The sequence below is a fragment of the Vibrio sp. OPT18 genome (assembly GCF_015163615.1).
GTDB lineage: Bacteria > Pseudomonadota > Gammaproteobacteria > Enterobacterales > Vibrionaceae > Vibrio > Vibrio coralliirubri.
Genome location: NZ_JADDYK010000046.1, coordinates 141,098 through 153,962, shown reverse-complemented (window position 1 = coordinate 153,962; position 12,865 = coordinate 141,098). Strand labels below are relative to the sequence as shown.

At 44.2% G+C, this 12,865-nt stretch carries 15 protein-coding genes; 8 read left to right on the top strand and 7 right to left on the bottom strand.

Annotation, left to right across the window (positions count from 1 at the left end; genetic code table 11):
- On the bottom strand, positions 1 to 1,530 hold a 1,530-nt coding region (locus IQQ51_RS10865), incomplete at its 3' end, for a choice-of-anchor I family protein (protein ID WP_228012807.1).
- A gap of 202 nt (positions 1,531 to 1,732) precedes the next feature.
- Positions 1,733 to 2,377 (bottom strand): outer membrane protein OmpW, encoded by a 645-nt coding sequence (gene ompW / locus IQQ51_RS10860; RefSeq protein WP_050632436.1) that lies wholly within the window; start codon positions 2,375 to 2,377, stop codon positions 1,733 to 1,735.
- A 400-nt stretch (positions 2,378 to 2,777) separates the two neighbouring features.
- Between ompW and glgC the strand changes: the two genes are divergently transcribed.
- A complete protein-coding gene (glgC, locus tag IQQ51_RS10855; protein WP_193841057.1) occupies positions 2,778 to 3,998 on the top strand; it encodes a glucose-1-phosphate adenylyltransferase in 1,221 nt (406 codons plus the stop codon).
- A gap of 121 nt (positions 3,999 to 4,119) precedes the next feature.
- On the opposite strand, the gene IQQ51_RS10850 is transcribed toward glgC, so the two are convergent.
- Both IQQ51_RS10850 and IQQ51_RS10845 read right to left on the bottom strand, forming a co-directional pair.
- Positions 4,120 to 5,550, bottom strand: a complete 1,431-nt coding sequence (locus IQQ51_RS10850) for a YfcC family protein (RefSeq protein WP_193841056.1) — start codon at positions 5,548 to 5,550, stop codon at positions 4,120 to 4,122.
- 414 nt (positions 5,551 to 5,964) lie between these two features.
- Positions 5,965 to 6,549 (bottom strand): hypothetical protein, encoded by a 585-nt coding sequence (locus tag IQQ51_RS10845; protein WP_050632439.1) that lies wholly within the window; start codon positions 6,547 to 6,549, stop codon positions 5,965 to 5,967.
- Between the two features lie 293 nt (positions 6,550 to 6,842).
- On the opposite strand from IQQ51_RS10845, the gene IQQ51_RS10840 reads away from it, so the two are divergent.
- From IQQ51_RS10840 to IQQ51_RS10810, 7 genes are all read left to right on the top strand, one after another.
- A complete protein-coding gene (locus IQQ51_RS10840; RefSeq protein WP_193841055.1) occupies positions 6,843 to 7,190 on the top strand; it encodes a hypothetical protein in 348 nt (115 codons plus the stop codon).
- A 42-nt stretch (positions 7,191 to 7,232) separates the two neighbouring features.
- Positions 7,233 to 7,703 carry a hypothetical protein gene (locus tag IQQ51_RS10835; protein ID WP_048611633.1) on the top strand — a complete coding sequence of 157 codons (471 nt, stop codon included), beginning with the start codon at positions 7,233 to 7,235 and terminating at the stop codon, positions 7,701 to 7,703.
- A gap of 2 nt (positions 7,704 to 7,705) precedes the next feature.
- Positions 7,706 to 8,200 carry a hypothetical protein gene (locus tag IQQ51_RS10830; RefSeq protein ID WP_193841054.1) on the top strand — a complete coding sequence of 165 codons (495 nt, stop codon included), beginning with the start codon at positions 7,706 to 7,708 and terminating at the stop codon, positions 8,198 to 8,200.
- Positions 8,201 to 8,260: 60 nt separating this feature from the next.
- Positions 8,261 to 8,668 carry a hypothetical protein gene (locus IQQ51_RS10825; RefSeq protein WP_048611636.1) on the top strand — a complete coding sequence of 136 codons (408 nt, stop codon included), beginning with the start codon at positions 8,261 to 8,263 and terminating at the stop codon, positions 8,666 to 8,668.
- Position 8,669: 1 nt separating this feature from the next.
- Positions 8,670 to 9,137 (top strand): hypothetical protein, encoded by a 468-nt coding sequence (locus IQQ51_RS26950; RefSeq protein WP_228012806.1) that lies wholly within the window; start codon positions 8,670 to 8,672, stop codon positions 9,135 to 9,137.
- 338 nt (positions 9,138 to 9,475) lie between these two features.
- Positions 9,476 to 9,832, top strand: coding sequence for a ribosome hibernation-promoting factor, HPF/YfiA family (gene hpf, locus IQQ51_RS10815; RefSeq protein ID WP_102320895.1), 357 nt, complete (start codon positions 9,476 to 9,478; stop codon positions 9,830 to 9,832).
- Positions 9,833 to 10,072: 240 nt separating this feature from the next.
- Complete coding sequence (locus IQQ51_RS10810; protein WP_081279990.1) at positions 10,073 to 10,228, top strand: DUF3012 domain-containing protein; 156 nt, start codon at positions 10,073 to 10,075, stop codon at positions 10,226 to 10,228.
- A gap of 127 nt (positions 10,229 to 10,355) precedes the next feature.
- On the opposite strand, the gene phnE (IQQ51_RS10805) is transcribed toward IQQ51_RS10810, so the two are convergent.
- Genes phnE (IQQ51_RS10805) through phnC form a run of 3 tightly spaced genes read right to left on the bottom strand, consistent with a single transcriptional unit; the run spans position 10,356 to position 12,738 of the window.
- The gene (phnE, locus tag IQQ51_RS10805; protein WP_048663773.1) at positions 10,356 to 11,159 is read right to left on the bottom strand and encodes a phosphonate ABC transporter, permease protein PhnE; all 804 of its coding nucleotides are present in this window, start codon (positions 11,157 to 11,159) and stop codon (positions 10,356 to 10,358) included.
- The gene (gene phnE / locus IQQ51_RS10800; protein ID WP_193841053.1) at positions 11,159 to 11,980 is read right to left on the bottom strand and encodes a phosphonate ABC transporter, permease protein PhnE; all 822 of its coding nucleotides are present in this window, start codon (positions 11,978 to 11,980) and stop codon (positions 11,159 to 11,161) included. The genes phnE (IQQ51_RS10805) and phnE (IQQ51_RS10800) overlap by 1 nt, the downstream gene beginning before the upstream one ends.
- On the bottom strand, positions 11,968 to 12,738 hold the full coding sequence (phnC, locus tag IQQ51_RS10795; RefSeq protein WP_017631561.1) for a phosphonate ABC transporter ATP-binding protein: 771 nt from the start codon (positions 12,736 to 12,738) through the stop codon (positions 11,968 to 11,970). The genes phnE (IQQ51_RS10800) and phnC overlap by 13 nt, the downstream gene beginning before the upstream one ends.
- Positions 12,739 to 12,865: the final 127 nt, after the last annotated feature.

Below are 12,865 nucleotides of genomic sequence, written 5' to 3'. Positions count from 1 at the left end.
CTCAGCCACTTCGATCGCTTCAGGTTCTACCCCTTTATCATCACTACGATCGTCACCGCTTTGGTTGTTATCATTGGTGCTGTTGAAGTTTGCAGGATCTTGCTCAAGTACGATTCGAGCAAAATCATCGCCGCTATCAAACACTAACTCACCTGACTCATCCCAGATAGAGAAAGAACGGCTACCGAATGCTTGAACCTTTTGGTCAGCAGCGAGTGTCCCTTGTGGCTTAATCACTTTAAGACGAGCAAGTTGCTTGTTGTCTTTCAATGCGCCTGCTAATGGGTGGTTAGCGTCAACGTCTAACTTCTTGCCACGCACTTCATCGACATAAGCGATACAAAAGTCTTTTTCTGTGGTGTAGTTTTCGGTGCCTTGATAGTCATCGCCATCCCACTCGAAACCTTTCTCATCACATATTTTTTGCGTGGTCTTGATGCCATATTCACGACCATCTCCTTCGTTCGCAGTCACGATATAGGTGTTGCCATCCACACTGTAGCTAGTGATGCTATCTGGCATGTAAAGGCCTTCTAACATTGCGTAGCTTTGTAGATTACCGATGTTTTTGTCTTTATTTGACGCGTCTAGCTTAGCGCTGTCCCAAGGCTTTCCGCCTAGTCCAAGAATCGCATCCACTTGCGCACTCGCCACATCAATCGCTGCCAAAGCGTTGTTCTCTTGAAGGGCAACGTAGAGTTTTCCGTTATCAGCAAACGTCAGATATTCCGGTTCAAAATCTTGAGCAACCGTTGCATTCGGCGCAGAGATTCGAACCTTGTCGGTCACTTCTGCATGGCGAGGCTGACCTTGATTAAATGCCTTGAAATCAATTTGAGTGACTGTCGCTTGCAAAGGACCACTGCTTAAATCCACCAGCGTTACTGAACCTTCAGGATCAATGCTGTAATCCGCATTCGGCTCACCTTCATTTGCAGAGGCAATGTAGCGACCATCTTTCGAGAAGCTCACCATGTCCGGTAATGCACCAGCCGTATAAGTAGTGATCAGCTCTAACGTGTCTGAACGATAAAGGGCAATGATGCCGTTTTGTTGCTTGTCGGCGTTCTCAATTGCTACCGCAACTAAGCCTTGATGAGTCGATACACTATTTGCAGCACCGATATTAATGCCAGAAGCCGCAGCTGCTGATTGAAGATCGATATAGCCCTCAGACGTTGGTGCGCTGTCAGAGTTCATCGATAACACATCGACTTTTTGTGCTTGAGCATTGACGACATAAAGCTTGTCGGTACATGAATCGTAGCTGACGATTTCGGCTGCTGAAGTATCAAACGGGGCATCGGCAATTGAACGACCAACTAGGCTGATTCCGGTTACCTCAGCATTGGAAGCGCTTGGCTGCTCGATGGATTGGCATTGAAGGCTAAAAGCATCAAGTGATGTTTGAGATGGCGTAGCAGTCGTTGGTGGTGTTGTCGACGTTGAAGTTGACTGCGAACATCCTACTAGAGCAGAACTTACCGCGATAGGCAGTAATAATGTCAGCTTATTAAATTTACGATTCATATATCCTCCATAATTTGAATCGCGATCATAGAGGGCTGTTATGACACTTATCTTTCCCTTTTATTAACAATAAATGACGACAATAGGTTCTCCTTTCCCATAACAACAGAGGGCTAAGGCGAGCAATCCATTAACAAATAAGCAAAAAAAAGCGCCCAAGCTGGCTGATGCTTGAGCGCCTTTAGTAAACTGAATAGGGAGATTAGAAGTTGTAACCACCACCAATCATGAATACCCATGGGTCGATATCAACGTCTGTTGAGTAGTTGTTCCCATTGATATCAGAATATTTAGCTGTAGTACCGATGTCAGCATACCAAACCGATGCGTTTAGGAACCAATCTTCATTGATCATGTAATCGATACCGATGTTCGCAGCAAGTCCCCAAGAGTCATCCAAAGAAACATCCGTTAGGCCTGCATTTTTTCCGTTAGCATTCAATCCTTCATCAAAGAACACTGTGTAGTTAAGGCCAGCACCCACGTATGGACGGAAGTCACTGTTCGCTTGACCGAAGTAGTATTGAACCATGAACGTTGGTGGAAGGTGTTTCGTGTCTGCAATTTTACCTAAACCGTTAACAGAAATGCTGTGAGAAAATGGGCTTGCTGCTAACACTTCAAAGCTGACGTTGTCAGTGAACATGTAACCGAAAGTCAGGCCAAGCTGAGTATCAGAATCAACCGAGAATTCTAGGTCAGGGTTATTAAGTACAGCGCCGCTACTGTCGTTTGGAGATACTGTTGCTGCACCTGCACGGATGATGAAATCACCTTCTTTATGAGCAAGAACATTGGTCGACATAAGAGCCGCAATAACTGCAATACCACATACTGTTTTTTTCATTATAATTTCCTTTTGGGGGCTTAATCTTTATTGGTGAATGAGTAATCATTTCTTATTTTGCGTGCAAGGTAGCATAGAATAACCTTACTTTATTGATGGAAATCAATTTGTGAAAAGTTGTGATTATTTATGTAAATTTATATCGACCCGATCACTTTATTCCTTCATTTTATTGACAGTTTTGTAATGCAACTTTTCCGTGCGTCATTTTGTTAATCCAATCCCTTCACTTTGCTCAGCTCTCTTTGGATCAAAATAGAGCAAGCCAATATCTCGCACGCATCATTTTGGTGCAGCTCTACAAGAATCAATCTCGCCGCGTATAATATTCAATGAGTTACATTTGGCTTAGTGCTTGCAAGTCTATGTTCATAATCATAAATACATTGAGGTTCTGATCATGCAAGACACTCTAACAATCGTTCTGGCCGGCGGTGTTGGCTCTCGGCTTTCCCCTCTCACTGATAACCGTGCAAAACCTGCGGTACCCTTTGGTGGCAAATATCGAATCATCGATTTCACTCTCGCGAACTGCTTACACTCTGGGCTACGCCAAATTTTGGTGCTGACTCAGTACAAGTCTCACTCTTTGCAAAAACATTTGAGAGATGGTTGGTCTGTGCTTAACCCCGAGCTCGGCGAATACATCACCAATGTTCCCCCACAAATGCGAACCGGTGATAGCTGGTACAGCGGTACTGCCGATGCGATTTATCAAAACTTGTATCTGCTTTCTCGTAGTGAAGCCAAGCATGTGGTGGTGTTATCCGGTGACCATATCTATCGCATGGATTACGCGCCAATGCTCAAGCAGCACAAAAAGAACGAGGCCGACCTAACCGTGGCGTGCATGGAGGTTTCAATTGATGAAGCCAAAGAGTTTGGTGTGATGGAGATAGATGAATCTCTAGAGATCAATAACTTTACCGAAAAGCCACGTTACCCTGCCTGTGTACCTGGTAGGCCAACTCGAAGCATGGCTTCAATGGGTATTTACGTCTTTGATAAAGAAGTGCTAACACAAGCGCTACTGGCGGATGCCGAAGATCCGAACTCAAGCCACGACTTTGGTAAAGACATCATTCCGAAATTGGTGGGCAACAACAGTGTTTACGCATACAAGTTTGGGGATGAAGAAGGCCGAGTAACCCAAGATGCGTACTGGAGAGATGTTGGTACTATCGACTCTTATTACCAATCGAATATGGACCTGTTAAAGCCAGCTTCGCCTATCGATTTATATCAACCTGATTGGGCGATTCGTACTTATGAACCACAGCTGCCACCCGCACGAACCATTGCTTCGGTTGAAGGTAACCAAGGAATATTCATCAACTCGATGATAGCGAATGGCGTCGTAATTGAAGGCGGCTCAGCGCAAAACTCAATCTTCTTCCCAAAAGTGAAAGTCAGCAATGCCGCGATTGTGATTGATAGTATTCTATTTGAAGATGTTGAGATTGGAAAAAATTGCCATATACAAAACTGCATCATCGATAAGAACGTTAAGGTGCCTGACGGAACTCAAATCGGTGTTGATAGCCTTGCCGATGCGAAACGCTTCCACATATCAAAACAAGGCGTGATTGTTGTGCCCTCTTCTTACCAATTTGAAGGGTAACCTTTAACGTTGGGATAGCTTTTCTTTAAACGAAAAAAAGGCAGCGAACTCGCTGCCTTCTTATTTACTCACACGGCTTCAGTTAAGCTTAACTGTCCATGTATTCGATCAAACAGAAATCTTAGAAAGGCCCTAACTCGATCATTTGAGCAATCACAACTGAAATCAAAGCGCCTACCGACCAGAACAAGAACAGCGGTAAGAAGAAACGAACCCACTTGGTGTAAGGTACTTTTGCTATAGCCAATACCGCTAACAAGCCACCATTAGTTGGGTAAATATAGTTAGAAATACCATCACCCAATTGAGAAGCCAGTGCCGCCACTTGGCGAGTCACTTCACCAATATCAGCCAACGGAATAATGATTGGCATGGTGATCACCGCTTGGCCACTGCCCGACGGAATGAACAGGTTGATAGCAGCCTGCGAGAAGTAGATCCCTGCTGCTGCCACAAGTTTAGAGCTACCAGAAATGATCTGTGCAAGATAGAAGATAATAGAATCAACAATCTTCGCGTCTTCCATAATGGTTAGCACTGAACGAGCAAAGAAGATGATCAGTACCGCCACCAATACGTCGCTCACACCTTTGGTCCAATACTCACAAATCTTGTTCGGAGATAAACCCGCCACCAAACCCGGAATGATCGCCATCGCCACGAATGCACCTGCAATCTCAGTGAAGCCGAAACCCATCGTCAACGTGCCGAAGATCATGTATGCGAACACGCCCAAGAACGCGATGCCCGCAAGCTTTTCACGTGTGGTCAGTGTTTTCGCTTCAACGTTAGATTCGTATTGGTAACCCGTACCGTGCAACAAGCCTTTGGTCGGGTCTTGCTTAACTTTACGCGCGTAGTTAAGCACATACCAAGCACCCGTTAGCAACATGAACATGCCAACAATAAAGCGATACCACATGCCGGAATACATAGGCAGTTCAGCGATAGTGTGTGCGATCCCCGTAAAAAATGGGTTAGCCAAAGCGGCCGCGAAACCGGCACAACTTGCCAGTAAAACAACACCAAGTGCCGTAATCGCGTCATAACCAAGCTTGATACAGATTGGGATCATCAAAGAGATGAAAATGACATCAAGTTCACGCATACCGGTGAAGGTAACGTTGAAGAAGATCGCCGTCATGATCACAGGCGCAATCACGTATAAGCCTTGCTTCTTTAGCTTAGTGGTTAGTGCAACAACGGATGCGTCTAACAAACCCATGTGTTTGATAATGCCAAAAGCACCACCCACAAATACCACAACACCCATCACGCCAGAAGCGGATTTGAAGCCTTTAAAAAATGATTCGAAAAAAGAGGCTAATGTTGTTGGGTTGCTGGTCAATTGTGTGTAGCTGTCTGGGTCGATAACCGTGCGGCCATTCATGACCACTCGCTCGAATTCACCAGCAGGGATGAAGTAAGTTGCGATTGCAGCAACGATCACCATGATAACCAAAGAGAGAAACGGGTGGTTTACCTCTTTCTCTGTCGGCGCTGTGTTACCAGCTTGAGATGTAGGTACGGATGTGGATACCGTAGTCGTCATATAGACTCCTTATTTGTCAGCAACTAAGGATCACTTAGCCACCGAGAGGGATTTTTGGAAAAACGAAACCCTTCACGCTGAACTAAGTTCGCGCTAATGTAGGCTGTTTCAAAAAGGCCTTTGATAGATGGTGCTCTCAAATGTACATAGTGAAGTAGTGAGTACTACTCTCTTTGCGTCCGAGCAAAATGCAGATGTTCAGCCAAGTCAGGCCAAACTGAATGAGGTCATTACAAGCAGGTAAACAGAAAAGTCTGTTTTGGTAATGCGTTTTTTATCAATTACAAAGACAAGCGGCGCATACTAGCACAACGAGTCATGAATTGTCAGAAAAGTGTGAGTTTCGTCATGTTTTGGTGGGCAACAAAAAAGCGCCCACTAATAAGCTAGGCGCTTTTCTGCAATAGAACAGAGTTACTTAGGTGCTAACTCGTAGTTTTCTTGCATCTCATGAGGGGCAATCCCGTACTCATAATCCGCTAAGTAGCCATCCTTATAAACCTTCATTCCCTTCTCATCCCAGCTCACTTTGATCATCGCCGTGTTGCCATCTTCACTGCCTAACAGCTCAAGCATTTCTGCATCAATCTTAATGGCTTTGATGGTTTTAATACGCTTAAACGGCTTAAATTCAGTAGTCGAGGTTGGCAAAGATCCGTAGCTGCTGATCCACGTCTCTTTAGGTACTAGCCATTGGTTGAAAACATCATCAACAATCGCTTTCGGCATGCTTGCGATAACAACAGAATCGGTCATTACGTTGTTTGTCTCTAGGCTGTAACCGCCCTTTCCATCCGAAACATAAGTAGGAAAATCAATGCCAATTTCAGACTCAGCTGGTAAACGGCCTAAGGTGACCGACTTCTTAACGTACAGTTCTGCCGTTTCAAATTGCTGCATGATCTCAGGGATCTTCTGAAATTCAACTGGGGCAGCAAAGGCATTGAAAGCGAAAGAAAGGGAAGCTGCAATTGCAGCGAATTTAACAGGCATTTTCATGATAACGGATCCAAATAGAAGATGGCTGTTAGAGTATCCCGTACTAACAAATACCTCAATAAACTGCAGCGTCTTATATCGGTAATTGTGATACTGACTGATGAAATCATAAATAGTTACTTTGCCCTTTTCTCCTCATCTCAGCCCGCCTAGTTTCGCTGCTCTTCAGTTTCAACCTAAAAAATCTCAGTAATTTTTACCGTACTGTCAGCCTTATGTCAGTGGCGCAAAATGGTAAGTCCTGTCTTTGAACAAACCTAAAATGAGACCTCGATCATCATTTTGAGGTTCTCATGAAGGCTATTTACATCGTTGCTGCCGCGTTGTTGCTGAGCAGTTCCTTAGCAAACGCAAATGTGCACAAGTGGAAAAATACCGAATTTCAGACCTACTCCGACAAAACACAGGTCAGGTTTTTATTGGTAAACCGTTACACCAAACAAGCGGATTACTACCTGCGAATTGATGACAAAGAGTTTCCAAACAAGATCCAATTGGATGCAAACCAAGAGATAGAGCTGGATATCAATGTTAAGACGCCAGCCGCTCAAACAACCAAGAAGAAGATTTGTACGCGCATGGTGACGGATTCCCCGAACAGCTACGAAGTATGCACAAACCTTAAATTCAAGCGGTATTAACGGTATTCAAACTGTATTAACGACATTCAAGCGGTATCAATTATGCGTAGAACAATCAAAGCGTTACTTAGCGTTTTATTTGCTGTCGCTTCATTGGCCATTGCTTCACTGACAAGCCCGGCATTAGCAAACCCAATACCGAGTGTTTCTAACCCTTCAGGTACCGACCGAGTTCGAACCTCTGAGGGTGCTTCATGTGAGCAAGCGATTTCCACAGGTAAAACCGTTCAGTTCGGAACCTACGGATCAACAGGTAATGAAGATAGCGACAGCTATTACAACAATTATTACTACCAAAATCAGGATGAGGCAGGCGTATACGCGGCTGTGACATTCCAATTTGGTGGTGAGGATCGAGTTGACTGTCGTCGACTCTACGAGTTCGAGCTCCGTGAGCGAGAACGTTTAGAAGAGCTAGCTCAAGCGGAACATGAGCTAAAGCTATTACAAATCGAAGCAGAGAAATATCGCCTGCTGAAGATGAAACAAAGCAATACCACTTTTTCGGAGTAAAAATGCTTAATAGAAAACCACTACTTGGCCTAGCTGCCATGTCTGTATTTTCCACTGGTTCGGCGTTTGCCATACCACCTGACCATCAAGATGACAAAACAGGTGATGTTGTATTCTCAGCATCTGTCGAGTCTCAATGTGGCATAGAAGCAACAGAAGACCAAGCCGACCTAGCTTTTGGCGAAAGTTACAATGAATCTCACGCGACTGTAAAGTTAGTCAGCAACAGAAACGGAATCAAAGTTCGAGCAGAAGAGATCAAAATCGAATCGTTTGACGGACAAATTCAAAAGAGCGATGTGTTTTTCCAGTCAACGGGTACAACAGAGCTAGACCAATCTGCAGTTAGTTGGGAATCGGGTGTAGACATCACTCGGGATCAAATTCGTGAAGATAACAATATGAATCTTTTCGCTCGTGTTGCGGTTGATGAAAGCAATCTCGATGCTAGTGATGATTACGAAGTAAAAACAAAATGGAAGATTGAGTGTAACTAACCCATCATCTCTCCCACGGTAAGCCCTTTAATCATGAGGGCTTACTGACCCAGAGGCACTATGAAAACTCTAGTTTTATTCTTGGCGATATTGTTTATCGCGCCCTATGCCGTGAGCACCGGGTTTGATCGGAAAGAAGTCGAACATTTCAATCAAATGTGCGTCGATGGCTCAGACAACCACCAGCGCCGAATCTTCGATGCGCTGTCGAATTCTGAATACATCGATTGGTCGAGCATCGAGTTAATCGACACCGAAAGTCGCGTTAACTACACCGAGACTACCGTCGAAATTAAGCAAACTGAGCGTGTCACGTGCGATCTTATTGTCGAATACAAATATCATCATGCCGATATTGTACTGAGCTCAAGCTATCAGGTCTCTCTCAAAGATAAGCAAACCATCAGTAATGTGGCTGTTACTGAACAAGCGGTCACGGACTTTATTGTCCGCGTTATGGTGAACTAGCATGGCACGTTTTGTTATCGCGTTTGTTCTACTTAGCTTATCTAGCTGTACGTTTGCATCCAATAATCACTCTACATTAAGCTTTAAAAAGCATGTGAGAGAACGCTGCGGTTTAGAAGTGATCAATAACCAAGGTGAGATGAGTTTTGGTCGAGAATACGATGGCAGAGCCATCACGCTCAAGCTGGAGTCCAATCGCAAAGATTCTCGATTGTTGCTCAAACTGCAACATATTGACCTAGGCTCAATTGATGAATCTCGTATTTCAGAACTTGTGCGATTCAAAGTCGAAACGCCGGTTCGTTATGAAGGTGACATTAATTATTGGCGTCAGGGCGTCGAATTTCCTGTCGATCAACTGGCATCCAATAAAGAAGTCGATATTCGAGCACGTATTACTATACCCGAGTCCCAACTCACAGCTGGAGAGTTTCACTTCAATATGGAGTGGGCAGTTGAGTGTCTATAAATTAGTAACTTAAGCTGAGTTTTTATTCAAAGAAGAAAAAAATGAGTGAGCTGGAAAGAAAATCAATGGAGTGACAAGTTCGGAATTATAAAACCGATAAAGAGAGATTCACTGGGAATTCGCTGTAGGTTAGCGCAAATTATCAAGGATGGAGTTTTTTTGAACATGTCTCTAAAACACGAAACATAATATGCGATCAGTTCATCGGACTTTCAAGGGAGTAACAAGAGAATATTTGATAACACTGAAGTCAATCACACATGTGCTAATTCTCAGTTGGTTAATCTATCCGATGTTTGCTACGTTTAAATGACACAGTCATTGGAAAGGTATGATTTATGAAAATAAACGTTCAAACACATCACGTATCAATTAACGACGACTCACGTAAAGACATCGAAGGTAAGTTCGAAAAGATATCAAACCATTTTCCATCACTGATCAGCTGCGACATCATCATTACAAAAGAACACGGTCAACATCAGGTTGAAGTATTCACCAACTACGAAGGTGTACGAGTAACAGCAAAATCGACAGACGATGTTATGTACCCAGCTATCGCTGCAGCACTTAAGAAACTTGAAGCGGGCCTAAGTAACCGTAAGGGACAATTGAAAGCCGACCTACACGAGAAACCAACAAGCACGAAGCCAGAGATTGCTTCGGACATCATCCAAGAGATGAAATTGGTCTAACTCGATAAGTAGTTAAAGCGAAATAACTAATAGACACTTATTAAGAATTTCAAAGCCAGCACATGTTGCTGGCTTTTTCGATCTTAAAGCCAAGCAAACCTTCCCTTCTTTACCGTCTCTCGAATTCAGCTTAACCCCACATCATTATTAACGCCCTTAAGTTCTTAGCAGCTATAATAATCACTTGTGGTATTTGATACAGTTATAAGCAGAAATTTAGACCACAACGGAATGTTTATTATGAAGAAAATCGCGTTGATACTTTTCCTTGCCACTCAACTAATGGCTTGTACAGAAGTGGGCAGTGAAGCTTGGTGTACCGATATGAAAGAAAAACCTAAAGGTGACTGGACGGCTAATGAAGCGGGCGATTTTGCTAAACACTGTATTTTCTAGGCGCTAATTGTCCGTTTGATACGAAAGACACCACACAAAAAAACGACCGCTAGGTAGACCGAAGTACCTAGGGTCGTTTGAGCTTCAAAATGCTAGATAAGCTCTCAACTTTCACACAACACGCTGTCTATATGAGTTTGTTACGGATATGGATCACTACAGCTTCTGCGATAATAACCACAGCAAAAATACTCACCAATACCATCGATACTTTTTGCCACTCAAAGAGGTTCTGCGCATCGTTTAGCACTACGCCAATACCACCAGCGCCCACCAACCCCAGTACAGCAGATTCACGTACATTAATGTCCCAACGGAACAGTACAATTGAATAGAATGCGGGCATCACTTGTGGCCAATAACCTTTAAGTAAGATGCTCATCCAAGAAGCGCCAGTTGCGCGCAGAGCTTCGATAGGCCCCATGTTCACTTCAGCAATCGCTTCCGCTAACAGCTTCCCTACAAAGCCGATACTGCGAATGGCAATTGCCATAATGCCTGCGAGAACACCGGGGCCAAACAGTGCGATAAACAACAGTGCCCAAACCAATGAGTTCACAGAACGTGAAGACACCAGAAAGAATTGAGCAACCCAGTTCAACGCTTTATTCGGGGTTATGTTTGGCGCATTCAATAACGCCAACGGAATTGCAAATACCAAGGTAAACAAGGTACCTAACGTTGCGATATGCAGCGTCTCAATCATCGCTGCGTGGATCGATTCTGGATAGAAACCGTAGTCCATTGGCACCATACGCTCAAACATATCTGCGAACTGTGCTGGTGCGTCGTATAAGAATTCAGGAATCACTTCCACCGTCTGCCAAGACCACACGATGGCGCACACAAGGCTAAGGTAAACAGCAAATCGAGCCACACGTTCGTTGGGTGTAAAACGCTGCCACTCTCTATCAATAGATGCAGTTGTCATTAGAAGATTCTCCTAACAATGTTGGAAAGGAATTCGCCGACAAGAATCAATGCGATAATGGTGATCAAAATAGCCGCGACGAAGTCGTAGTCAAAACGTTGGAATGCCGAGAACAATGTACCGCCAAGGCCACCCGCCCCCACGATGCCAACCATGGTTGAGTTACGTAGATTCGAATCCAGCTGGTAGCTAGCAAAGCCAATAAAACGTGCGAACACCTGAGGCATCACCGCATACAGAATTACGCTAATGAAACTTGCGCCAGTTGCTTTAATCGCTTCAACCGGTTTAAAAGAGATCTCTTCAATCGCTTCAGCGAACAGCTTGGCGATAAAGCCAATGGATGCGAATACCAAGGTCAATATGCCAGCCAGAGCACCAAAGCCCACCGCTTTCACAAACAAGATGGCGATGATCACTGGGTGAAAAGAACGACACAATGCAATAAATCCACGAATGGGCGTTGATACGATTGAAGGCATCATATTTCTCGCGGCTAGCAAGCCTAGAAACAGTGAAATAACGATGCCAAAGAAACTTGAGATAATCGCAATCTGTAAGCTTTCCGCTAACCCACTCAGCAGTAAGCTGGTTCGCGAGAAATCAGGCGGAAACATTCGAGATAGTAACCGCTCACTTTCACCAAAACCGATGATCAAACGATCAAAGGTAAGCCCTAGCGTCGAGAAACTGTAAAACAGATAAGCCACTATACCGGCGATAATCGCACGATTGCTCCATGACACCTTGAAAGGATTTTCGCACTTAACTGGCGACTGGTTTGACGATACGCTTGGCGAGCTTGGGTTTAATCCAGCCATGATTCACCCCCGTAGATGATTTTCAGATCTTCCTCTGAAATACCTTCTGGGCTGCCATCATAATGCACCTTACCATTACACATACCGATGATGCGTTTAGCATAGCGTTTGGCTAGGTTCACATCATGGATATTCACCAACACTGGGATGTTTTTCTGCTCGGCAAAGGTTTCCATCAACTCCATGATCTCAACCGCGGTTTTCGGATCGAGTGATGAGGTAGGTTCGTCAGCTAGAAGAATATAAGGGTCTTGCATTACAGCACGAGCGATACCCACGCGCTGCCTTTGGCCTCCCGATAAACTATCAGCACGTTGGTTTGCAAAATCTTGTAGGCCAACAAACTCCAGTAGCTCAAACGCTTTTGCTAAGTCTTGTGCCGAATAATTACGACGCCATGCATTCCAAGCGGTCATGTAGCCTAAACGACCACTTAATACGTTTTCGATAACCGTTAAACGCTCTACCAAGTTGTACTCTTGAAATACCATGCCGATATGACGGCGCTGTTTACGAAGTGCTTGGCCTTTTAGTTGAGTCAGGTCGGCACCATCAAAGATGATCTCCCCTTGGCTTGGGTCATTAAGGCGATTGATACAACGCAGAAGTGTACTTTTACCGGTACCCGACGGGCCTATAATCGCGATGATTCCTGGCTCATCGATATCAATATTAATGCCTTTAAGGATTGGCTTGCCTGCCACATATTCATGAAATAGGTTGTTGATCTTTATTCCGTCATAGCTTGCTACGGCCATACTGCATTTCCTTGTGCGAATTTTTGAATGATCTATGCCCTACCCGCGAGGGCATAGATACTTAATTGAAGTAAGTGTTCTGGGAGACCTAGGCTTGATATGAAACCTAAGTCTTCTTTGGAAATAA

Coding starts and splice junctions, on each gene's coding strand:
- hpf (WP_102320895.1), top strand. CDS start 9,476: ATGAAAATAAACGTTCAAACACATCACGTATCAATTAACGACGACTCA.
- IQQ51_RS10810 (WP_081279990.1), top strand. CDS start 10,073: ATGAAGAAAATCGCGTTGATACTTTTCCTTGCCACTCAACTAATGGCT.
- IQQ51_RS10835 (WP_048611633.1), top strand. CDS start 7,233: ATGCGTAGAACAATCAAAGCGTTACTTAGCGTTTTATTTGCTGTCGCT.
- IQQ51_RS10850 (WP_193841056.1), bottom strand. CDS start 5,550: ATGACGACTACGGTATCCACATCCGTACCTACATCTCAAGCTGGTAAC.
- IQQ51_RS10830 (WP_193841054.1), top strand. CDS start 7,706: ATGCTTAATAGAAAACCACTACTTGGCCTAGCTGCCATGTCTGTATTT.
- phnE (WP_048663773.1), bottom strand. CDS start 11,159: ATGACAACTGCATCTATTGATAGAGAGTGGCAGCGTTTTACACCCAAC.
- phnE (WP_193841053.1), bottom strand. CDS start 11,980: ATGGCTGGATTAAACCCAAGCTCGCCAAGCGTATCGTCAAACCAGTCG.
- IQQ51_RS26950 (WP_228012806.1), top strand. CDS start 8,670: ATGGCACGTTTTGTTATCGCGTTTGTTCTACTTAGCTTATCTAGCTGT.
- IQQ51_RS10840 (WP_193841055.1), top strand. CDS start 6,843: ATGAAGGCTATTTACATCGTTGCTGCCGCGTTGTTGCTGAGCAGTTCC.
- ompW (WP_050632436.1), bottom strand. CDS start 2,377: ATGAAAAAAACAGTATGTGGTATTGCAGTTATTGCGGCTCTTATGTCG.
- IQQ51_RS10845 (WP_050632439.1), bottom strand. CDS start 6,549: ATGAAAATGCCTGTTAAATTCGCTGCAATTGCAGCTTCCCTTTCTTTC.
- phnC (WP_017631561.1), bottom strand. CDS start 12,738: ATGGCCGTAGCAAGCTATGACGGAATAAAGATCAACAACCTATTTCAT.
- IQQ51_RS10825 (WP_048611636.1), top strand. CDS start 8,261: ATGAAAACTCTAGTTTTATTCTTGGCGATATTGTTTATCGCGCCCTAT.
- glgC (WP_193841057.1), top strand. CDS start 2,778: ATGCAAGACACTCTAACAATCGTTCTGGCCGGCGGTGTTGGCTCTCGG.